20 protein-coding genes are annotated in these 22,048 nt (G+C 31.0%); 11 read left to right on the forward strand and 9 right to left on the reverse strand.

The genetic code is table 11. The features are described 5' to 3' along the window. Positions 1–1,535 precede the first annotated feature (1,535 nt). From L1967_RS09760 to L1967_RS09770, 3 genes are read right to left on the reverse strand one after another with little or no spacing between them, the layout of a single operon-like run. Complete coding sequence (locus L1967_RS09760) at positions 1,536–2,372, reverse strand: hypothetical protein (protein ID WP_249601476.1); 837 nt, start codon at positions 2,370–2,372, stop codon at positions 1,536–1,538. Between the two features lie 33 nt (positions 2,373–2,405). Then, positions 2,406–2,768, reverse strand: coding sequence for a DUF3127 domain-containing protein (locus tag L1967_RS09765; protein WP_249601477.1), 363 nt, complete (start codon positions 2,766–2,768; stop codon positions 2,406–2,408). 2 nt (positions 2,769–2,770) lie between these two features. Then, positions 2,771–3,076, reverse strand: a complete 306-nt coding sequence (locus L1967_RS09770; protein WP_249601478.1) for a hypothetical protein — start codon at positions 3,074–3,076, stop codon at positions 2,771–2,773. A gap of 615 nt (positions 3,077–3,691) precedes the next feature. On the opposite strand from L1967_RS09770, the gene L1967_RS09775 reads away from it, so the two are divergent. Next, positions 3,692–3,922, forward strand: a complete 231-nt coding sequence (locus L1967_RS09775; RefSeq protein ID WP_249601479.1) for a helix-turn-helix domain-containing protein — start codon at positions 3,692–3,694, stop codon at positions 3,920–3,922. A 153-nt stretch (positions 3,923–4,075) separates the two neighbouring features. On the opposite strand, the gene L1967_RS09780 is transcribed toward L1967_RS09775, so the two are convergent. Both L1967_RS09780 and L1967_RS09785 read right to left on the reverse strand, forming a co-directional pair. Next, the gene (locus L1967_RS09780) at positions 4,076–4,510 is read right to left on the reverse strand and encodes a JAB domain-containing protein (RefSeq protein WP_249601480.1); all 435 of its coding nucleotides are present in this window, start codon (positions 4,508–4,510) and stop codon (positions 4,076–4,078) included. Positions 4,511–4,795: 285 nt separating this feature from the next. Next, positions 4,796–5,188, reverse strand: coding sequence for a hypothetical protein (locus L1967_RS09785; protein WP_249601481.1), 393 nt, complete (start codon positions 5,186–5,188; stop codon positions 4,796–4,798). A 287-nt stretch (positions 5,189–5,475) separates the two neighbouring features. Here L1967_RS09785 and L1967_RS09790 point away from each other — a divergent pair, with 287 nt between their 5' ends. The 8 genes from L1967_RS09790 (at position 5,476) to L1967_RS09825 (ending at position 14,058) form a co-directional block, all read left to right on the forward strand. Continuing rightward, positions 5,476–5,766: a helix-turn-helix domain-containing protein gene (locus tag L1967_RS09790; protein WP_249601482.1), complete on the forward strand. Its 291-nt coding sequence runs from the start codon at positions 5,476–5,478 to the stop codon at positions 5,764–5,766. A gap of 3 nt (positions 5,767–5,769) precedes the next feature. Beyond that, positions 5,770–8,469, forward strand: a complete 2,700-nt coding sequence (locus L1967_RS09795) for a class I SAM-dependent DNA methyltransferase (RefSeq protein ID WP_249601483.1) — start codon at positions 5,770–5,772, stop codon at positions 8,467–8,469. A gap of 3 nt (positions 8,470–8,472) precedes the next feature. Further along, on the forward strand, positions 8,473–10,428 hold the full coding sequence (locus L1967_RS09800; RefSeq protein WP_249601484.1) for a DEAD/DEAH box helicase: 1,956 nt from the start codon (positions 8,473–8,475) through the stop codon (positions 10,426–10,428). Next, entirely contained in the window at positions 10,421–11,635 is a 1,215-nt protein-coding gene (locus L1967_RS09805) for a GIY-YIG nuclease family protein (protein ID WP_249601485.1), read from the forward strand. The genes L1967_RS09800 and L1967_RS09805 overlap by 8 nt, the downstream gene beginning before the upstream one ends. A gap of 16 nt (positions 11,636–11,651) precedes the next feature. Then, entirely contained in the window at positions 11,652–12,251 is a 600-nt protein-coding gene (locus tag L1967_RS09810) for a hypothetical protein (protein WP_249601486.1), read from the forward strand. 5 nt (positions 12,252–12,256) lie between these two features. Next, complete coding sequence (locus L1967_RS09815; RefSeq protein ID WP_249601487.1) at positions 12,257–12,958, forward strand: hypothetical protein; 702 nt, start codon at positions 12,257–12,259, stop codon at positions 12,956–12,958. A 19-nt stretch (positions 12,959–12,977) separates the two neighbouring features. Further along, positions 12,978–13,694 carry an LEM-3-like GIY-YIG domain-containing protein gene (locus L1967_RS09820; RefSeq protein ID WP_249601488.1) on the forward strand — a complete coding sequence of 239 codons (717 nt, stop codon included), beginning with the start codon at positions 12,978–12,980 and terminating at the stop codon, positions 13,692–13,694. 70 nt (positions 13,695–13,764) lie between these two features. Continuing rightward, complete coding sequence (locus L1967_RS09825; protein WP_249601489.1) at positions 13,765–14,058, forward strand: hypothetical protein; 294 nt, start codon at positions 13,765–13,767, stop codon at positions 14,056–14,058. 15 nt (positions 14,059–14,073) lie between these two features. Here the strand turns inward: L1967_RS09825 and L1967_RS09830 are convergent, their stop codons facing one another. The 4 genes from L1967_RS09830 to L1967_RS09845 all read right to left on the reverse strand — a co-directional run bounded on the left by L1967_RS09830 (position 14,074) and on the right by L1967_RS09845 (position 19,804). After that, positions 14,074–15,108 carry a DUF3871 family protein gene (locus tag L1967_RS09830; RefSeq protein WP_249601490.1) on the reverse strand — a complete coding sequence of 345 codons (1,035 nt, stop codon included), beginning with the start codon at positions 15,106–15,108 and terminating at the stop codon, positions 14,074–14,076. Further along, entirely contained in the window at positions 15,080–15,943 is an 864-nt protein-coding gene (locus L1967_RS09835) for an AAA family ATPase (RefSeq protein ID WP_249601491.1), read from the reverse strand. The genes L1967_RS09830 and L1967_RS09835 overlap by 29 nt, the downstream gene beginning before the upstream one ends. 166 nt (positions 15,944–16,109) lie before the next feature. Continuing rightward, complete coding sequence (locus L1967_RS09840) at positions 16,110–18,545, reverse strand: DEAD/DEAH box helicase family protein (protein WP_249601492.1); 2,436 nt, start codon at positions 18,543–18,545, stop codon at positions 16,110–16,112. 47 nt (positions 18,546–18,592) lie between these two features. Further along, positions 18,593–19,804 (reverse strand): site-specific integrase, encoded by a 1,212-nt coding sequence (locus L1967_RS09845; protein ID WP_249601493.1) that lies wholly within the window; start codon positions 19,802–19,804, stop codon positions 18,593–18,595. A gap of 397 nt (positions 19,805–20,201) precedes the next feature. On the opposite strand from L1967_RS09845, the gene L1967_RS09850 reads away from it, so the two are divergent. Further along, positions 20,202–21,410, forward strand: a complete 1,209-nt coding sequence (locus tag L1967_RS09850) for a phage integrase SAM-like domain-containing protein (RefSeq protein WP_249601494.1) — start codon at positions 20,202–20,204, stop codon at positions 21,408–21,410. 29 nt (positions 21,411–21,439) lie between these two features. Further along, positions 21,440–22,036 (forward strand): sigma-70 family RNA polymerase sigma factor, encoded by a 597-nt coding sequence (locus L1967_RS09855; protein WP_249601495.1) that lies wholly within the window; start codon positions 21,440–21,442, stop codon positions 22,034–22,036. Positions 22,037–22,048 lie beyond the last annotated feature (12 nt).

Below are 22,048 nucleotides of genomic sequence, written 5' to 3' on the forward strand. Positions count from 1 at the left end.
CCCTCTCTATGAGGGTACTACTTTTTTTTCATAACTTTCAATGAATTAATTACACAATACTTAAAGGTAGTGAATAGTGATTTAACGATCTCTTGAAGCTACCTTTAGGTTTAGTTCAACAGGCTATAAAAATAATATTCTAAAAAAACACTATTTTTATAGCTATCGTTGTGCTTAATTGTACAAAAAATAGAAATTAATGATAATTGGACATACGTTAAAAGGCATAAAAAACTTCAAACCATTTTCAATAATTGGATTTATTATAGCATATTTTGCTCTTAAAACATATTTTACCCAGAATTATAAAGAAAAAGATTTCACAGAAATAAGTGGAATAATAAAAACTAGTAAATTAGTAATTAAACCTAATTTGAGTTGACGTTTAAAAACGATTATGATAAAACTTACGAAATTAGTGGTACGAAACTTAATTTTATTGAAAACTATGAGAATTTATCAAACTAAATTTCAAGAAGTAATCAAATAACGATTAAAGTTTTAAAAGATAAAAAAAAATTGGATGACATAATTCAAGTATTTTATTTACAATCTGATGAAAAAGTTTTACTAAACCTTAAAGAATCAATTGCATATACAAATTCTAACCGACAAGCTGCTCTATGGGTTGGAATAGCATTCATTCTAATATCATTATTTATATTAACAGGCATAAATATTATCATTGATAGAAATGGAGTTACTATAACAAAAAATAACTAAGCACGATCGAGTGGATGGCTCCGCCATCGAATGACGGAGTACACCCCTCACACCACCTTGATAATTTACTTTCTCAATTGACTGATGTAAAAGGAGAAATACAAAACTGGGGAACCATTCTGTTTACTCTTTATTACCACAACATCATTTACAATTCAATAAAATCTGACAATGAAGAACAATGGTTAGAATATTTAAGACGGATTTTTTTTACGAGAAGTTTGAAATACAAGCTATACATAACATAAAAAAGGAAATTGAATTGCTTTGATAATGCTTAAATTGAAATAAAGCACATAAACTTTTAGGATGGGACAAAATAAATTAAAAAAGGCTTCACATTTCTGTGAAGCCTTGTCGTTACTAGTAGCGGGAACTGGACTCGAACCAGTGACCTTCGGGTTATGATTTTCAGGGGATTACGGAGGTGAGCAATATATGTATGCCGATTAGTACGCCTCGGACTTATTTTCGACTATCAATTGACAACTTCTGTTGTTTTTAATAAGTACCTGGAGAATGATTAAATGATTGGAGATATTCCCTAGGATTGAATTTATTTGTGTGTAATGACAGAGTTCAAATTCAAAGATGACTCTCATAAGAATTTCACCGTTATATTGGAGAACAACATTTTTTGAAAGCGGAATTCCGAATAGAGCTACAAAATCATTTTTTATGTATTCGTAATTCTCATATTCTAACCCATTTTCAAAAGTTGAACCTATGGATTGTAAATTAAACTCATTGAGTTCATATTGTTCTCCAATTTGAAACCTTAACTCTTTAAATAGTGATTCATGCATTCTATTTTAAAAAGAATATGTCTGTTCATCTATTGAAAAAGTATTGTCATTAACATTATAGGTAAAAGTAACTTCGTATCTGGAATCAGTACAATAATACAATTCTCCTAATCCTTCATTTAGAATTACTTCTCCCTGTTCATTCTCAATAGAAACATTGATGTCATAGATATCTATATCTTTATTTAAAATTTGAGGGTCGAAATCTGTTAACTCTAGTTTTACTGATACTAAATCTCCTGAAACAGTTTGTTCTTCATCTATTTGATAACCTGGAGGCATAGAGTAATTAAAGTCATTAACTATTTCTCCATCTGATGAAAATGTAAGTTTTGTGTTGATATTTTCTGTGCTAGATGATAATCCATAGCAAGAAGAACCCCAACTGGAATTCATTACGTTTCCTGTGTCTATTATGATTGTTAATTCATCATTATTGCTTTCGTTCACTTCTCCTTCTCTAAAATAGTCTCCTACATAAGCTGTTGACCCCGAAATGTCTGTTTCTTGGAATTCCACTATGTTTTCAGAAATAAATACAACTTTTTGGATAAAAGTTAGAGTAACACCTTCTGGAAAGGTCATTGTCATAATATCTCCATCAAAACTGTATGAGCCATCCTCACTAATATAAGATTCAGAATTTGGATTCCAATTTGTATAGGTTACTGTACCATTAGATGTGAATGTGAAAGAATTATTATGCTCTGGATTAGTACTAGGATTTTCAAAATACCATTTTCCTATTAATTGAGATTGTATTTCACTTAGAACGCTATCATCATCACTTGAACAAGCTACTATTGACAAAAACGCTATTAATGCTAAAAAGTTTTTCTTCATGATATAAATTTTATTGGTTTACTATGTATGTTCTTAGAAAGGCAAATCGTCATCACCTGGAATTTCAATAAAGCTGAGACCTTGGTGTTCTACTGTGGTTTCTTTCGCAGCTTTTGGGCTGTCTAAGGATTGAATTCTCCAACCTTGAATGGAATTGAAATACTTAGGAACTCCTTCTGGATTTATCCATTCTCTTCCTTTTAAGTTGATGTCAATTTTAACTAATTGGCCAACTGCGTAAGCATCTAGCATATCACATTGGTCTTTTATAAATTCCACAAGTATTTTTTGGGAATATTGTTCTTCTGTTGCAATAACTACTTCTCTTTTTTGAAAACCATTATTACCTATAATCTGTGTTTGGTTTAAGACTTTTATCTTTCCTGTTAATTCCATGTTTAATATTTTATGGCACTAAAAACCTTATCAAGATTCACTAATTTGTGAGTGTTACCTTGCTCTCTTAAATAGTCTGAAACTTCATCTAGCTTTTCATAAAGTTTGATAAATTCATAGTTTTTTTTGAATGTTCTGTCTTCTTTTAAAATATCCTTGGGAAATTCTGATTCCAGAATATTGAGAGTTTTCATGCAGGCGTGATACCTTCTTTCTTCTTTAAGTAACCACCAATCTATTTTTCCTCTAGTGTAGAATCCGTTTACTGATAATGATTTTAGCTCGTTGACTAAATCAATAAATTTCACTTTAAATAAGGTTTTGATTAGCTTTTTTCTTCCTGTTGAAAATAAGATATAGAATATTTATCCATGCTAATAATAGCATTGGTAATAAGATTAGAATGATGATTCTCATTTAATGATTTTTATAATTGAAATAGTTCAAAGATTAATATTGCTATCATCAATATTGATAATAACACGTAGGAGATAATTGTTTTTGGATAGGGATTAACTAAATGCTTTAATACTTTATTAGGTAATAGAAGTGAAAGTAATTTTATGACAATAGAAGGAACTAATATAAGTCCAATTAAAAATGAAATGATTGCATAAATCCAATATGTTTTAAGAAAGAGATTGATAGCTAATAAGATGTAACCTATAAAAGGAGTCGTTCTTAAAAGCAAGCTTAAAAATGTATTATAGTCAGCCGTTATTGTTCCTTCTTTAATCCTTGATGAAATTGAGTTATGAATTCCAAAGATTATGAAAGACAACAAGAATAGAGCGTAATAGTGTTTCATAGTAATGGTGTTTAATCTTGATTTACTTTAACAAACATACTTATTTTATCATATATGATAACCAGTTCAGGTTGTTTAATTATCATTTTTGATAACTATTCAATTAGTTATTTAAATGAGCAATAAAGAGCAACTACAGTTAGCAATTGGTAAGCGAATTAAGATGTTGAGAGAATCAAAAAAGATAACTCAACAAGACCTTGCTGCTAAGTGTAATATAGAAAAATCTAACTTTAGTCGCTTAGAAGCTGGAGGTACAAATCCTACTTTGTATACTCTTAAAATTATTGCCGATAATCTGGGGGTAAGTCTTTGTGATATTGTAAGTATGGAAGATACTAAATAAAAATTTAGCTATTAATACTAATCTGTACTTTTTCATTCTTTTATAAAAACTTCAAAAAACAGGGCATTCACATTCGTATGTAAACGAGTTAAGAATAAAAAGTCCTACTTTTTCCATTCTACTATATAGTTAAAAAGAAAAAATAGGATTTTTCTATAGCATCCCTTCATCTGCAAAGCTTAGATAATTGTCTTTACTGAGTATGATGTGGTCAAGTAGTTTAATATCTAAAAAATCAGCAGCACTTTTTAATCTTCGTGTTAAGGTTCTATCTGCTTCGCTTGACTTTAAATTTCCACTAGGATGATTGTGAGCTAAAATTATGGCAGAAGCATTACATTTGAGAGCTACACTAAAAACTAATTTAGCATCTACCAATGTTCCAGATACACCACCTTTTGATAGGGGATAGATGCCTAAAACTTGACTACCTCTGTTCAGCATAAGAATTTTAAATTCTTCCTGTAGCTCAATAGTTCCATCATTCCAACAAGCTCTTAGAATCTCATAAGAATGTCTACTACTTTTTATTTTTAAGCAACTATTGTTATTATTTGAGTACGAAACGTTTATTTCAGAAATTTCCATTTTAATACGATTTTTTCTATTGATTATGTCAAAAAATTTATATAACTTTGCTCAAAGAAAGTTTCTTTCGAAACACTTCGGAGAAATTCTTTCATCAAATTTTATATGATATAGGAGAAGGGAATAGTCTAAAGTTTCTTTCTTTTTGGTACTTTTTCTTTCTTTAGCAAAATTCAAAAACCCTTATTTAGATTATATTATTACCTATCCAGGTACAATACTAATTTTAAAAGACCTGGATAAAAAGAAGCCTAATCCATATTATTATAGATTAGGCTTTTTTATCTAAATAGAGTGTTCTAAAACACCATTGTTAGAGAATACTTCAGCTTTAGCTTTTACATTATTCTCCTCTCTAGGTTTTTGTTTTTGCTGAACAACTTCATCTGTAACATATACCCAAGTGTGATACAGTGTAATTTCTTCACCAGTCTCCTTGATAACGTAGTCAAAAGGCTCACACTCTTCTTTAATGATGCTTCCAGACATTTCTGTTCCCACTAGGGCAGAACAAGTCTGTTCGTCAAATGTAGAGGGGATAAATGCCCTTTTTGCAGTAGCGTAGAACTTCCCGGTAACTTTGCTCATTACCATTTCTATGCCTCCTTGCAGTTCCAGAACAAAGAATGATGTTCCATCCTCTTTCTGTCTTTCTTTGTAGTTAATGATTCTAACCATTTCTTTAAATTTTTGAGTTGAAGTACACCACGTAGCAGTTTAAAAAGACCTGGAGAAAAATAAATATCAACTATCACCTTGAATTTAATATTCCTGCCAACAAAATTTTCACGCTATATATTGTGGTGGGGGAGTTTCTCTTCCCAGAAATGGGTGGGGGTCTCCGAGATAGGTAGGTCAAGCGCTCACTTTAGGCTAGCTCCAAAAAATTTCGGAAAATTTTTTTAGCTTGTTGAAATTAACTGTACTTTTAGACAAGTTTTGACAAACTAGAAGATACCCCACTCATGACCCTATCACAATTATTAAAACACAAAAGGGAGACCAAAGGTTTACTTTTACGTGAAGTAGCATCTATAGTAACTGTAGACACGGCTTTGATTAGTAAACTTGAAAAGGGAGATAGGAAACCTACAAGAGAGCAATTAAAAAAGTTGGCCATAGCTTTAGAGATAGAGCATGTTCATCTTTTAAAGTTGTGGTTGAGTGAAAAAGTATATGAAGGTGTTAAAGGAGAAGATGTTGCTGTGGATGCTGTAGAATTAGCGCTTAAAAGATTAAAAGAACAAGGAGAATAACCTATGAATAGCAAAGAGATTCAACAGAATGTACAGGTATTGCTAGACAACTTTACCGAAGAAGAGTTTATCTATGATTTTTTGATTGCTTATGGCACCTCAAAATCAGTTACTACAAGACTTAAAAAGGGAGATTTTAATCTTTCAAAAGTTGATGGAGAAGTATTATATAAAAAGAAGATATTTTTTAAAGTAGAAGAAACTAGTAAACTTTTAAGTTCAATAGATACTATTTCTAAGGATGAAAGGATTTTAAAGCATAAACCACGTTTTGCTATTTTAACAGATTATGACCAGCTTGTAGCTAAAGACCTGAGATTAGGAACTACTAGAGATATTAAACTTAAAGAGTTAGTTAATCATTTCGATTTCTTTTTACCTCTAGCTGGTAGCGAAGTTTATAATTCTAGTAATGATAATCAGGCTGATAGAGATGCAGCTTACAAGATGGCTTTATTATATGATTATCTTCGAGAAGAAAACCCTGATATTTATAAGTCAAAGGAAAGTATTCATAACTTAAATATCTTCCTCTCAAGGTTGTTGTTTTGCTTTTTTGCAGAAGATACAGAGATTTTTGAGGAGGAGAGTATTTTTACAGATACTTTAGCGCAACACACCAATGGAAATGGTAGTGATACTCATGATTTTTTAAATGACTTATTTAAAAGGCTTAATACTAAAAAAGCTGATGGTTTTCCTGCTTATTTGCAAAAGTTCCCTTATGTAAATGGGGGGTTGTTTAATGATACCATAAGCTCTCCTCATTTTTCTGCAAAGGCTAGAAAAATTTTAATTGAGTTAGGTGAGCTTCAATGGAAAGATATTAACCCGGATATTTTCGGGTCTATGATTCAGGCAGTGGTAATAGATGAGTACCGTAGTGACTTAGGAATGCACTATACTTCGGTGCCAAATATATTAAAGCTTATTAAACCGTTGTTCTTAGATGAGTTGTATGAAGAGTTTGAAAAGTATGAAAACAATGTTTCTCAGTTAAGAAAACTAATAAATAGAATTTCTAAAATTAAATTTTTTGACCCTGCCTGTGGTAGTGGTAATTTCTTAATTATTACCTATAAGGAAATAAGAGTTTTAGAAATTAAAATTTTAAAACAAATAATTGATTTAACTCCAAACCCACAATTGGAGTTTACTCAGATTCGTTTATCACAGTTTTATGGTATAGAAATAGATGACTTTGCACATGAAATGGCAATACTTGCCTTGTGGTTAGCGGAGCACCAAATGAATAGAATATTCGAAGAGCAATTATTTGATTATGGTAAATCTGAACCAATCCTACCTTTAAAACAAGCAGGGCAAATTCAACAAGGGAATGCTACCAGAGTAGATTGGAAAGAAGTTTGTCCATCCAGAAGTAATGATGAAATATATATTGTTGGAAACCCTCCTTATTATGGTAGCAGAAAACAAAATGAGGAACAAAAAGATGACTTAAAGCTTATTTTTAAAACTAACTATAAAAGTTTAGACTATATCTCTGCATGGTTTTATAAGGGAGCCAACTACATTAATGGTTTTAACGCTAAATGTGCTTTTGTGTCGACTAATTCAATCTGCCAAGGATTATTAGTTTCTATAACTTGGAATAGAATTCTCACAGAAAAAATAGAAATAGACTTCGCTCATCAATCTTTTAAATGGACTAATAATGCTAAAGGTAATGCAGGAGTAACCGTAATTATTGTTGGCTTGAGAAATAGCTCTAGTAAACCAAAACATTTGTTTACAGGTAACTTAAAAAAGGAAGTTAAAAACATTAACCCTTATCTAGTTGAAGCTTCAAATATAGTTGTTACCAAAAGAGAAAAAACTCTGTCTAAGTTTCCAGAAATGAATTTTGGAAATATGCCTGCTGATGGAGGAAATCTATTATTTACTCAAGAAGAAAAGAATGAGTTTTTAAATAAAGAGCCTAATGCTGAAAAATGGATAAAACCAATAATTTCTGCTCATGAATTTTTGAATGGAAACAATAGGTATTGTTTATGGTTAGAAGACATAAAGGAAGATGAATACTCAAAACTGCCTTTGGTAAAAGAAAGAGTTGATAATAATTATAATGTAAGAATAAAATCTTCTAGACCACAGCTTGCTGAAGTGCCTCATTTATTTGCTCAAATAACACAACCTCGAAATAAAAGCTTTATTTTAATACCAAGACACTCTTCAGAAAATAGAGATTACATTCCTATTGGTTTTTTTGATTCATCATATAAAGCTGGTGATTCAAATTTAATAATAGCTACTGAAGAGCCTTGGCTTTTTGCTGTAATTACGAGTAGAATACATATGGTATGGGTTGATGCTGTTGGCGGTAAGCTAGAAACAAGGTACAGATATTCTGCTAAACTTTGCTATAATACATTCCCATTTCCAGAAATTTCTGAAAAACAAAAAGAAACTTTGAACCAATATGTGTTTGATGTACTTGATGAACGAGCCAACTTTCCTGAGAAAACAATGGCTTGGTTATACAACCCAGACACCATGCCTAAAGGCTTAAAACAAGCTCACAAAAACCTGGATGAAGCTGTGGAAAAATGCTACAGACTCCAAGAATTTAAAAACGACACAGAGCGTTTAGAGTATCTTTTTAAATTGTATGAGGAGATGGTGAAAAAAGATACCTTATTTGCAAAAGAGAAAAAAAGGAAAACAACTAAGAGTAAAAAATAAGTTATGCCTAATCTTATAGAAGTTACATATAAACAAACGGGGAAGAGTAAAAAAACAAATGAGTTAGGTATGCGTGAAATGCAGGCAGAAGCATTTAAAGCAAATTCAGCTCAGTATTTACTAATTAAAGCACCACCAGCTTCAGGTAAGTCTAGGGCTTTAATGTTTATAGCTTTAGAGAAGTTATATAAACAAGGAATTAAAAAGGTTATTGTTGCAGTGCCAGAAAAGTCTATTGGAGCCTCTTTTGGCACTACAGAATTGAAAAAGTTTGGTTTTTTTACGGATTGGGAACCAAACCCGAGATATAATCTTTGTACACCTGGACCCGAAAAAAGTAAAGTATCAGCATTTTTAGAGTTTCTAGACAATAATGAGCAAATTCTTATTTGCACGCATGCTACATTACGTTTTGCTTTTCAAGGGTTAGACGAAAAAAAATTAGACAACACATTGGTAGCCATAGATGAGTTTCACCATGTATCTGCTGAGGGAGATAATAGGTTGGGTGAAGTTTTAAAAAGCGTTATGGCTAAGTCTAATGCTCATATTATAGCAATGACAGGCTCTTATTTTAGAGGCGATAATATACCGGTTCTTATGCCGGAAGATGAGGCTAAATTTACTAAGGTTACTTATAACTATTACCAGCAATTAAATGGTTATGAGTTTTTAAAATCTTTAGGTATAGGCTACCATTTCTATACAGGGAGATATTTTAAAAAGCAACCAGACAAAAATATGTCTGCATTGGAAGAGGTTTTAGATGTTAACAAGAAAACAATAATTCATATACCAAGTGTAAACTCTGCGGAATCTTCTAGAGAAAAATTTGAAGAAGTAGGCCATGTAATAGATGTTTTAGGAGAAATTGACTATCAGGATGAACATACCGGAGTAATTTATGTTAAAAGTAAAAAAGCAGGACGAACATTAAAAGTAGCAGACTTAGTAAATGATGACCCAAAATCTAGAGACAAAATTGCAAATTATTTAAGAGGGGTTAAATCTCCTGATGATATTGATATTATTATAGCTCTAGGTATGGCCAAAGAAGGTTTTGATTGGCCTTACTGTCAACATGCTTTAACAATAGGTTACAGAGGTTCACTTACTGAAATTATACAGATTATAGGTAGAGCCACTAGAGATAGTTCTAATAAAACTCATGCACAGTTCACCAACTTGGTAGCAGAACCAGATGCAGAAAATGATGATGTAAAAGTTGCTGTAAATAATATGCTCAAAGCTATAACGGCATCTTTATTAATGGAACAAGTACTTGCTCCTAATTTTAAGTTTAAGCTTAAAAGAGATGATGAGGATGAAAGTGAAGATGATGACGATACAATAAGAATTAGGGAGTTTAAACTTCCTACTTCTCAAAGAGCAAAGGATATTATAGAAACAGATTTAAATGACCTTAAAGCACGAATTCTGCAAGATGACCAAATGCTTAAAGCTATGCCGGGTAATTTAGATGCAGAAACTATAAATACAGTGTTAATACCCAAAATAATACGTGAAGTATATCCTGATTTAGATGATGAAGATGTTGAAGCTGTTAGGCAACATGTTGTTGTAGATTCTGTTATAAAAAATGCTACTATAGAAGAGCAAGGAGACAAAAAATTTATTAGAATGGCTAATAGTTTTGTGAATATTGACGATATTCATATAGATTTAATTGACCAAGTAAACCCATTTCAAAAGGCATTTGAAATATTGTCAAAGGCTGTAACAGCACAAACGCTTAAATTAATAGATGAACATATTCAATCTACAAAGATTGCAATGACAGAGGATGAGGCTATTTTGTTATGGCCAAAGATTAAGGAGTGGGTGACAAAGACAGGGGAACAACCAAGTTTACAGGCTTTTGACCATAAAGAAAAGAGAATGGCGGAGGCAATTATATTTTTGAGAGAATTAAAACGTCAGAGAGATTTAAATGGATAAGAAGAAAACGACATTAGATGATATTTTTAATGATGATGAGTTTGGGTTGTTAGAATCTAAACCGAAAGTTTCTACCATAAAATCAGAGGAAGATAGGCTAATAGATTCATTTGAAGAAGTTAATGTATTTATAGATAAAAATAATAGAGAGCCAGGCAGGGGTAGTATGTCTGAATATGGACTACAGGCTAAGCTTAAAAATTTTAGACAAGACGAAGAAAAGAAGAAGTTGTTGAAACCTTTTGATAGGCATAATTTATTAGGTTATGTTGAGATTGATAACCCTAGTTTAGATGATATATTGAATGATGATGACTTAGGATTATTAGAAACAGATAAAGATTTATCTATTTTTCAATTTAAGCATACACCTAAACAAGAAGACAGAGCTGAAACTGACTTTGTTGCTCAAAGACAACCTTTGTCTGAAAATGAATTTGAATTATATGAAAAAATGTTTCATAAGGTTCATCAGGAAATTAAGGAAGGAAAGCGAGAAATTAAGGAGTTCCGTAACATAGAGAAGAATCTTCATGTCGGAAATTTTTATGTTATGGATGGAATTCTACTCTATTTGGAGTCTGCTGACCTAGAAAAAACAGAGTGGGAGCAAAAGTCCGGTAACAGGGTTAGGATTGAAGGTAGGACAAGAACCATTTTTGAGAATGGAACTTTTAGTAATATGTTGTATAGGTCTTTAGGAAAACAAATTCAGAAGAATGGAAAACTTATTACCAACTCTAATGAATATACAGAGAATCAGCTTTTTGTTAACTCAGGTTTAGTACAAGAAGAGGATATACAGACTGGGTGGATTTATGTATTGAAATCCAGGTCAACAGACCCTAGAATATCAGGTATAGAAGATTTACATAAAATAGGATTTTCTAGTACAAGTGTAGATGATAGAATAAAAAATGCTAAAAGGGAAGCTACCTATCTCTATTCCGATGTGAAAAAAGTGGCAACCTATAAGGTTTATAATAGAAATGCAGACAAGCTAGAGGCTTTACTCCATAGGTTCTTTGCATCGGTTTGTTTAGATGTTGAGTTCACCAATAGCAAAGGACAGAGACTTAATCCTAGAGAATGGTTTGTAGTACCCTTCGAAGTAATTGAAGAAGCCATTCAACTAATTTTAAATGGCAGTGTAGTTGATTATATGTATGACTCAGAAAGTAAGATTATTAAATTAAGAAATAGATAGTTAATAGTATAGAATAATGGCTACCGATTTGCATATTGTAAGTAATTCTAGGTCTTTCTCTAAAGTACAAATTGAGCAACTTAAAGATGAAATTTTAGAGAAACTAAAGTCTTTAAATCTTGAACCTATTGTGGTTATTGGTGTAGGTAAATTAGAAGGAGATTGGAGTTATGAGTTTCCTGAATATTACAATGCAGAGTTAGATTTATTTGAGCCAGATGAAAACGCACAGGAGCTAATTTCTTTTAATAGTCCTTTTGTATTCAACATAAGAGTTTATGAAAATTGTATTGAATTAATTACTATTTATAAGTATCGATTTTTATATGAAGATGAAAAGATTGATAATTTTAATCAATTCCGAAAAAATATCTATGATATAATTTCAATTTTTGGAGGTACTGAAATTATCTATCTGGCAGACAATAGTTGCAATAAACTTAGTGACTATTTAGAGTTACGGCTATGGGAACAAGGAGCTTCCTATGAAGATATTAAACAAGAAATTATAAATAAAGAATTACCATTTGTTTCTGATTATGGCAGATTGAAGTTAAATAATCTAAATTATAGAAGCATTAAAGAAGTGGTTTTTGACGAGTTTAAAGACATTTAATAATTATGGATGTAACAGAAATGTATAGTAGTTTAGAAGAAGTAAAAGCTGATTTTTCATTGTTGAATGAAGAGTTTGAAAAAATCAAAAGTAAAGAAGGAGTGTTTAAATATCCTGACTACACTAATGACAGATTCGCAGAGATAAATAATTTGATAAATAATTCTGATTTTGAAGAACCTGTTCGAATCAACAAAGCATGGTCTTTAATGAAAGAAATAAGAAAAATTCATTTTACAGGAAAACTAAGTGTAAAACATATCTTAACTTTTGCTAATTCTTCAGAGGTTTTACTAAGATTTTCAAAATATTGTACGGAATTAGATGATGAAGAATACTGGAGAGGTCTTGCAGATGCGTACATAACTCAAGATTATGAAAGTATCTCTTACGAAATTATAAGAAGCCTTTTTTGTGCTAACAGGAATAAAAAGGAGTGTTTAATGAATGAGGAAGAAAGTAGCTTTTTTAAAAGTCTACCCCAAAAAATAAAAGTTTATAGAGCAATGACTTTAAAAGAAAGTGAAAGTGGTAAATTTAGATTTAGTTGGACTTTAGATGAAGAAATTGCTGAAAATTTTTTAGAAAGAAATTCAATGATTTATGATGAAGAGATGACCATTCATGAAATGGAAATTGATAAGTCAGACGCTTTAGCATATTTTAAAAGTAGAAATGAAGAGGAAATTATTTATTTAAAAAAGTAAAAAATAAAGCTTTAATAAAGTGTTTGATACTAAAACAATTGAAAAATTAGGTTATTATGTTTATGCTTTGGTTCATCCGCAAACTAATGTTCCTTTTTACATAGGTAAAGGGCTTGGGAATAGAGTGTTTGAGCATAAGACACTGGCAATTTCTACAAAGGAAGATAGCCTTAAACTTGATTTAATTAGAGGTTTAATTTCAAAAGGGTTGGAAGTTAACCATGTAATTATTCGGCATGGATTAAGTGAGGCTGAGGCATTTGAAATTGAAGCGTCATTAATAGATTTTGGAAATTTTTTAGGGTTAAACCTAAGTAATTTGGTGGATGGCCATCATGTTAATTTTAAAGGATTAATGACCACCAATGAAATTATAAGGTTGCATAATTCACCTCCTCTACTTGAATTATTACACCCAGTAATTATAATAAATATTAATAAAAAATATAACAGAGGTATTAAGACTGATACTATTTACGCTGCCACAAAAGAAGCTTGGGTGGTAGGACAACATAAGCGAAATACTGTAAAATATGCTTTATCCGAATATTCAGGTATTATAATTGAAGTCTTTGAAATTATGGAATGGTATCCTGTGCCCATTACTAATGCTAATATTAGATGGGGGTTTCATGGTAAGGTGGCTGAAGATGATGTAAGAAGCCTTTATATTAATAAATCAATTGCACATACTAAGAAAAAAGGAGCGGCTAATCCTATTAGATATATTCTTTGACTTTAATTAGAAGTATTAAAATGAACTAATATACAACTCCGATTAATCATACATAAAATTTAATTTAAACATGCAAATAGAAGAGCTCAAGCTAATGTGGATATCTTCATTAATTATAACAGATAAGAGTAGCATTGTCTCAACTGAAACATTTCAAGATTTAGCCAATTACACTATAGAAAAAACAACCTTAAATATTAATATTTTGAGTAAAGATTTTTATCTTAATGAGGTTGATTTTAAGTCTTTTATAATAGATGAAATTACTAAGAAAATAATTTCTAGTGGTTTGGATTATGAACATAGTATTGATAATTTCAATTTAAGGTGTGAAAAAGATATAATTATTAGGGCCGACTTATAAGTCAGCCCTAATTTTTCAACTCAAAAACCAATGGCGGTTAGTATCACCACTGATAGCTTTTCCTAAGCCTTTAGAAAATTCAAAGGCATTCACATTTCTTGCAAGAAAAGAGTCGATATAAGAGCTCTTATTAGCTCCTGTAAACAAGTTGTATACTTTCCATAGATTGATGTTTCCATACTCATCTTTACAAAAGCTGTTATCTAAATAAAAGTCTTTTGCCACTGTAGAAATTTGTCCGTCATTGAGTAGTAATTCAGGGACTTGAGATTTCTCTTGTTTGGGTAGATAATTGTATAATCTGGCTCTACCTATGAGTTGAGCAAATTGGTTTTCGGTAATGCTTTGCTGAGATAGTTTTCTCATATCTTTCAAATGCTCCTTTGCATTGTAGTTTTCCAAAAGATTCAAAATTTTAGATTGCAGCTCTGTTTTACTTCCTGCTCTTATTTCATCTTGAAATCCATCTGTAGAGATGCATAAATTACAGCACACCATATTTTGAAAACCGACGAAGAACTTAAATTTTTCATAGCTCTTTCTATTGTACAAGTTTTCTTGGTTATAAGCTCTTACGCCACCAATGGTAAGAGCAACCTCATTACCGTTAATAGTTTCCGTAATAGAAGGGACACGTACAATAAATGCCATTCTTTCAAAATACTGAGTCTTTTCATGTTCTAGGAGCTCTTTTACCGGCTTGTAAATAGCATCGGCAGTTCTACCTTTAATTTGGTGAGATACTCTTATTTCAGGAGTTTGGATAGTATGATTAGAGAATGTTTGTGCTATACAGTCCTGAGCAACCTCAATAAATTCTTGATGTGCTAAAGTCTTCTCGTTGTCTTTTGAAAACACGGGAATGATACAATCATTTTGTAAACAAGAAAGGCTAACCTCTTTCGTGTTAGCCTCTATAAATGGATTGCTCTCATATATTTTATGCTCTCCAGGTACTTTAAGATTTGAAATAAATTCGACATTACCTGGAATGGAATTAACTATTCCGTGATGTGGCTTACTAAGCTCTGTTGTTGACATTGTTTCCATTATGTGAAAAGTTTTGTGGGTTAACTAATTTTTCTAATTGGACTTTTTTTGCTTGATATAAAGCTTGGAGTGGCATCTGAAAACTTGGATGCTTTCTGTAGAGTTCCATTAATTGACTAACCGATAAGCATTCTTCAATTTGTTGTTTTACCTCTTCTTCCTTAATTGGAGATACACACCATTCAAGGATACGTTTTCCTGTAGCTGAGTTAATCATAAATTCAGGTTTACCCGAAAATAGATTAGTTCTGTCTTTGCTTGCTCTGGCAAAATGCTTGGTGTCAATATCAAAGACAATGGTAAATTCATAAGAAACATCGTTTCTCTGTATAGCCTTCAATCCAACCTTTTCTGGTATATATTTACCATCTTTTTGTTGTAGAACGTAATCTTGCTTAGTCCTCATTGTTGCTATAACGTGAGTATTACATTGAAGTATTTTATCAATAAATGCCTTTTGTCTTGGAGTTACCTTATTCCAATTACTAAATGAGTTTCCAGGTAATTTCGAATGAAAATCTAAAAGCTCATCCCATACGTGAGAAATTGAATCTAGTATGATTACATCCATCTCAGCATTTTCACAAACTTCTATTGCTTGTATAAACTTCTCTGGTGTATAAGGTGGTTGCAATGGTAAAACATTATAGTTACCCAAATGAGCATAAAGGTCTGCTGAACCATTTTCAGTGTCGATAACAGCAACTTTGGAGAGTTGCTCTTTAGTGAGTCCCTTAGCAAGCAAAAGAGAGCTTAAAGTCTTTCCTGCTCCTGATGAACCTTGCAAAGCCATTTTAATTTTGGCTTGTTTTCTTTCGGATTGTCTTAACTGCATAGTATTAAGTATTAAGAGTTAAATATTAATGTGAAGTGTTTAAGATGAATCTGAATTGATTCGCTATAAAATGAAAAGACCCACATAAATGTGAGTCTTTTTGATATGGTTTAAAAAATCCTATTTTTTCAAATACACTATATATAGAAAAGGAAAAATAAGGACTTTAAAGTACAACCTCGGGTAAAGGCTTATAGAGTAGATTAGGTATAGAATCATAATTTCTATTTTCTACTTCATAATAAGATATTTTCTTTCCATCCTTTGATGTCTGTCTAGAAGTTGAATTATAATAAGTTTTGATACATAGTCTATAAAATGATTCAATTGTATCTTTTCTTTTTATAGATTTCTGAATTGTATTTTTAAATTGAAATATGTCAGTGCTTAGTAAGGTTTCATTTGCTATTAAATACTCCAGGTCTTCTTTAAAATAGAGGTTTTGAAACTCAATTTTAAACTCATCAGTGGGAGTTGTTGGTAGCCTATATCTCTCTTTAACTTCGTTTTTGTTTTTTTCAAGAATATCTAACAAAGAATTCCATTTCTTAAAAATTAGAATACACCTAGCTTCTACTTTGTTTATGCTGTCTTTTTTATTTGGATAATATTTACTGTGATGTAAACAGGAGCTTAGATAGAGTGTAAACATCTTTAATTTAGCCTCTCTTGATTTAAAATCCTCAACACCGCCAAAGGTGTAAGCCATCATCATTAATAAAACATTATTGTTTTCTATTGGAGAGGCTTTTTCATTATTAATGTATAAATCTGCATTATGATGAAAATCTTTTATGAATTCTAATTTTTCGTAATGAGAAAAGCTATCAAATAGATTAAATTCATGAGAAAGGCTATTTATTATTTCAATTTCACTGTCGATTAAATCCTTGGTGTCTGAATATAAATTTTCCCTTTCTAAATTTATTTTAGAACTAGTTTCTATAGTTTTCAATTTACAGTTGAGAAATTGGTTTGTGATAGCAGCCCAAAAAATATAGGTAGGTAAACTTCCTCCGAAATATTCTTTTGAGAGATATTTTTCTCCTTGTGATATCGTAAATATTTCTTTTGTTGGATATAGCAATCTATTTAATCCAGTTCTATTTACATTATTTATATTTTCCAAAGCCTCTTTAGATTCACTAATTAATTTTTTATAAGTGTTATCTAATACGTTCTTCTGTTTGTTTAGATTCGTGTAATCAACGTGTTTGTGATAATCTTTTTTGTAGGTTGTAAATATAGATTGTATTCTTTCTTTTATATCATCGTTGTATGGTAGAGATTCCTTATTTAATATTTCTGGATTAGGAGAAAAAATGTGGATGTCTCCTTCTTTTCTTTGCCTCGCTAGTGCTTGTATTATGGTGTTAGCTCCATTAGTAAAGACACCCTTGTTATTAACGTAATCAAGTCCTAATTCCCTAGGTAATAATATGATGAGATTGTGGTCTTTTTCTTTTATGTTAATTCCAGTGCTAAAATTAGTTCCAATGTTAATGATATTAGAATGGCTGTTATATTTTTTGTTGGCTGTAGGATTAAATGGATTTGAGTAGCATTTATTTATTCTATGTATATGCGGTTTAAGTAATTCTGGAATGTTTTTTACTTTAGAAATATCTTTCTTCTTTGGGTTAGTCAATTTTTCAGCTAAAGTTTTAGAATAGACTAGGATATCGAATGGGCTACTTTTTTCTAATAGGCTTTCTACTAAGTGAGTAAAACTAGAGTCTCTTTCCAGCTTTGGACTAGAATAGAAATTAATGTGTAAGTTGCTTTGTTTTTCAGGGCAAGGAATCCTTTCTGACTCGATGATAAATATTTTTTTATCTGTGAATTCAGAAATATACTTTATTACCTCTTTGGATGCTTCATTAAAAGTAGCACTAATGATATAGCTTTTGTGTATTAATCCATGATATTTCCAGAGATTGACAATTAGATGTTCCTTAAAATTATGGATGCTGTCATGTATCTCATCAAATAGCCAAATGATTTTTTTGTTATCATTTTTGGCATGATTTCTCAGAGTATTAAAATATTCATTTCTTAATTTGGCTGTAAATAAATTATCTTCTCCAGGGTTTTCTAATAATGCATTGGTAGTAATTACATGGACTTTGTAGTTAGGTATTCTTTTAGAAATAGGAATCATTTCTTCGTCACTTGTAAAGCCCCATTCACTTTTTTTATTTGATTTGCTGTCTGGTTTTTTATGATGTTCTGTGTAGTTGAGTAGGTTAAATATTTTTTCTTTTGGAACGTAAGAACTACACTCATCAACGTATTGCTCAATAAGACTGTTGTAAGGAACGGCAATAATAACAACATAGTCTGATAGTTTAGAATATTTGCCGATAACATTTAAAATAGCTCTTGTTTTACCTTGGCCAACACCGGCATTGATTATAGTAGTGTTTTTATTTTCCAGGTCTGCTTCTAATATTGGTGATAGAGAAGCCTTGATAAAACCCTTTTTGTCTGGGGTAATTATTTGTTTTGGAGGTACATTGTAATATTCTTTGTCAAAATCTTTTGGGTTAATTTCTTTGAACTCTATTGGGATTCCTTCTATGGGAATATCTTTTATTATCATCGTGAAAATTTAACTGTGCTATAAAATTATTATAACACAGTTACTAATCACCTCTTTTTATTCAATTTTTTATTGAGTTTGCTCATTTGAGAGCTTACCCTTTGCTGAACAACCTTTGCGTAATGTCTCTGAGTTATGGTGATACTAGAGTGTCCTAGTAGCTCTGAAACAATTTCTATAGGAATATTGTTGTAGAGTAGAACAGTGGTAGCAAATGTTTTTCTAGCAATATGATGAGTGAGCCTTTTTTTTATATTCACTACAACAGCAATCTCTTTTAAGTAGGAATTGAACTTTTGATTACTTATAATGGGGAGAAGTTGTTCCTCATTTTTGTATTTATCTATAATTTTAGCGGCTTTAGGAAGTAGAGGAATAGAAACTGCTGACTTAGTTTTTTGTCTCATCATTTGAATCCATATGCCTCCATCAAAGCCCTTTACTAAATGCTCTTCTTTTAGGGAAGCCATTTCTTGATAGGCAAGACCTGTGTAACAACAGAAGATGAACATATCTTTTACCTGATTAAGTCTATCTTGTTTAAAAGTGTGTTGTTCTAGCTTTTGTAGTTCTTTGTGGTTAAGATACACTACAATATTGTCATGCTTTTTTGGCTTATAGAGAATGAACGGGTCTCTTTTTAAATATCCTTGAGCAATGGATAGCTTAATAATCTTTCTTACACGTTGTATACTCTTGTTAATAGTAATTTGTTTTTGATTCCTTTGAGATTTCAGATAGAAATCAAACTCACTAAGAAAGTTTGGAGTAATAGATTCTAGTAGAATATCATTTTTCTTGTATTGGAATTTTAAAAAACGAGAAATGTGATTTTTGGCTTCTTTGAATTTAGTGTAGGTAGATTTTGTGTATTCAATGCCAATGAGTTTTTCCATTCTTTCATTATGGAGAGAGAACACTTCAAGTAAAGTTTTGTTAGCCTTTATATTTTTCCCTGTGTACTGTAGATAAATATCATCTACATCAAAATTTTCTTGGTTGACATTGAGCAATAAAAAAGCCTGGTTAATTTTATTCTTAATCAGGCTTAGTTGTGAGTTGTATACAGATTCGTTCTTCTCTGGTTTTAGTACTTTCTGTTTTTCATTATTCCAATAATCAGGGTGTACTTTAACACCTGTAGAGAACTGTTTTCTTTTCTTATTATATGTGATTCTACAGAAAATGGGTGCCTCGCTATTCTTTTTTGTTCTGTTTAAGGCTATGATAAATCGTATGTGTAAAGTGAATTTTTCCATTGATTTCGAGTGTGTTAGTGTGTTGAAAATTGATGCCTCGAAGTTGAAAATTGATACCTTAAAGTGCACCTCGAAAACTAATATTTAATATTATCCAGGTTTTTTAAATAATCAACTAAAAAACCTAATCCTCTAAAAATCTTCAATTTACTCCAAAAAAAAAGAGTAACCATTGCTGATTACTCTTACTTAGTAGCGGGAACTGGACTCGAACCAGTGACCTTCGGGTTATGAGTGTTTTTCCATACTGCAACAACAATAAACAAAAACATTGATTTTCATTGTTTTAATTAAATTTAAATAGTATTTACAATCAAATAATATCAATTAAATACACAAAATGTTGTACCTATGTTGTACCTGTTTTTATTATCTTTATAATCTAAAAACATTTACTATGGCAACCGTTAAGGCAGTACTCCGAAAAAAAAGGAATCCTGAAGGTCAGTATCCAATCGCTGTCAGAATTACAAAAGATAGAAAAAGCTCTTACATAGGAACTGGTCAATATATTGAAGAAAAATATTGGGACGAGAAAAATAGATGCGTTAGGAAATCTCATCCTAACGCGAATATCATTAATAACTTTTTACTTACTAAAGTTGCCGAAGCAAATAAAAAGGTTTTAGAAGCTGAAAATAATTCTGATTACCAAACAGTAAAAACGATCAAGAAAAATATTATGCAGAACAAAAAAGTCAACTTTTTTGTAGTTGCAGATATGCATCTGAAAAACCTAAAGGACAGAGAAAAACATCATCAATACGATACCGAGCTTGGTCGTCTTAAAAAATTTAAGAGTTTTCTAAAAAAAAACGAGTTATCGTTTAATGAACTTAATGTACCCCTTCTCAGGAAATTTGAAACACATTTACTCCACAATAAAAAACGCTCGCCAAGAACAGTTGTAAATTATTTGATCTTAATAAGAACTATTTATAACCTCGCCATATCTGAATCTCTAGTTGATCGAGGAAGATACCCTTTTGGAAAAGGGAAAATACAGATACGAATTCCTGAATCACAAAAAATTGGACTAAACCGCAAAGAAATTATGAAATTAGAGAGCAGTACAGATTTGACAGAGGCTCAGCAAAAAGCAGTTGATATATGGCTCATTAGTTTTTATTTTGCTGGTATAAGAGTAGGTGATGTTTTGAAACTAAAATGGTCTGATTTTTATGATGGTAGATTAAGATACCGGATGAATAAAAACAGTAAGCTTGTAACGCTAAAAACACCTGATAAGGCTATTTCAATTTTTAAAAAATATCGACAAAACAGTTCATTAAATAATGATTTAATTTTCGATTATTTAACAGGAACAGATTTGAATGACACTCAAAAGGTTTCTATACGAACACAAACTGTAACTCGAAACCTGAATAGACATTTGAAAAAAGTTGCTAATAAACTAGGCATTACCAAAAGAATGAGTATGCATATTGCTAGACATAGTTTTGGAAATATTTCAGGTGATAAAATTCCAATTCAGATGCTTCAGAAACTTTATCGCCATTCTTCGGTTACCACTACGATAAATTATCAAGCTAACTTTATTCACAAAGATGCGGATGAGGCACTAGATAGTGTAATTAATTTTTAACTCATCAACTGTATGAAAAAAAGAATTCTATGAAAAACGAATGCTGTAATATAAACGAAATTGTACAAGAATTTTATGAATTCTTGAAAGCTTATATCATAAAGAAAACAAACGATATAAACCTTGCTGAAGATATTGTTCAAGAGGTGATGCTCAAATTGGTAGAGTCTCATAAAAAAAACATAGAAGTTAATAATATCAAAGCTTGGTTGTTTCAAGTAACTCGCAATACCATTGCGGACTATTATAAGGACTATTATAATAAAAACAAAATTGAATTTAATTTTAATGAAGATTGGAAAGAACATAGTATTTCCAGTGAAAATATTTCTTCCATTTTAGAGTCTGATTTTATCATCCCTATGATTGGTTTGCTGCCAGAAAAATATGCGAAGCCATTACATCTAAGCGATATTGAAAATATCCCTCAAAAAGAGATTGCTCTACAACTTAACCTTGGTTTATCCGCAACAAAAATGAGAATACAGCGAGGTAGAGAAAAATTAAAATCCCTATTTATAGAATGTTGTGATATTCAATATGACAAATCAGGTAATTTTTCGTCGTGCACAATAAAACCTCACTGTACACCATTACAAGAAATAGAAAAAAAAATAACTAATTAACCATTGATACAT

The organism is Zunongwangia pacifica, assembly GCF_023499215.1.
GTDB classification, from domain to species: Bacteria; Bacteroidota; Bacteroidia; order Flavobacteriales; family Flavobacteriaceae; genus Zunongwangia; species Zunongwangia pacifica.

Coding starts and splice junctions, on each gene's coding strand:
- L1967_RS09845 (WP_249601493.1), bottom strand. CDS start 19,804: ATGGAAAAATTCACTTTACACATACGATTTATCATAGCCTTAAACAGA.
- L1967_RS09840 (WP_249601492.1), bottom strand. CDS start 18,545: ATGATAATAAAAGATATTCCCATAGAAGGAATCCCAATAGAGTTCAAA.
- L1967_RS09775 (WP_249601479.1), top strand. CDS start 3,692: ATGAGCAATAAAGAGCAACTACAGTTAGCAATTGGTAAGCGAATTAAG.
- L1967_RS09850 (WP_249601494.1), top strand. CDS start 20,202: ATGGCAACCGTTAAGGCAGTACTCCGAAAAAAAAGGAATCCTGAAGGT.
- L1967_RS09795 (WP_249601483.1), top strand. CDS start 5,770: ATGAATAGCAAAGAGATTCAACAGAATGTACAGGTATTGCTAGACAAC.
- L1967_RS09790 (WP_249601482.1), top strand. CDS start 5,476: ATGACCCTATCACAATTATTAAAACACAAAAGGGAGACCAAAGGTTTA.
- L1967_RS09785 (WP_249601481.1), bottom strand. CDS start 5,188: ATGGTTAGAATCATTAACTACAAAGAAAGACAGAAAGAGGATGGAACA.
- L1967_RS09810 (WP_249601486.1), top strand. CDS start 11,652: ATGGCTACCGATTTGCATATTGTAAGTAATTCTAGGTCTTTCTCTAAA.
- L1967_RS09835 (WP_249601491.1), bottom strand. CDS start 15,943: ATGCAGTTAAGACAATCCGAAAGAAAACAAGCCAAAATTAAAATGGCT.
- L1967_RS09830 (WP_249601490.1), bottom strand. CDS start 15,108: ATGGAAACAATGTCAACAACAGAGCTTAGTAAGCCACATCACGGAATA.
- L1967_RS09780 (WP_249601480.1), bottom strand. CDS start 4,510: ATGGAAATTTCTGAAATAAACGTTTCGTACTCAAATAATAACAATAGT.
- L1967_RS09760 (WP_249601476.1), bottom strand. CDS start 2,372: ATGAAGAAAAACTTTTTAGCATTAATAGCGTTTTTGTCAATAGTAGCT.
- L1967_RS09855 (WP_249601495.1), top strand. CDS start 21,440: ATGAAAAACGAATGCTGTAATATAAACGAAATTGTACAAGAATTTTAT.
- L1967_RS09800 (WP_249601484.1), top strand. CDS start 8,473: ATGCCTAATCTTATAGAAGTTACATATAAACAAACGGGGAAGAGTAAA.
- L1967_RS09815 (WP_249601487.1), top strand. CDS start 12,257: ATGGATGTAACAGAAATGTATAGTAGTTTAGAAGAAGTAAAAGCTGAT.
- L1967_RS09805 (WP_249601485.1), top strand. CDS start 10,421: ATGGATAAGAAGAAAACGACATTAGATGATATTTTTAATGATGATGAG.
- L1967_RS09765 (WP_249601477.1), bottom strand. CDS start 2,768: ATGGAATTAACAGGAAAGATAAAAGTCTTAAACCAAACACAGATTATA.
- L1967_RS09825 (WP_249601489.1), top strand. CDS start 13,765: ATGCAAATAGAAGAGCTCAAGCTAATGTGGATATCTTCATTAATTATA.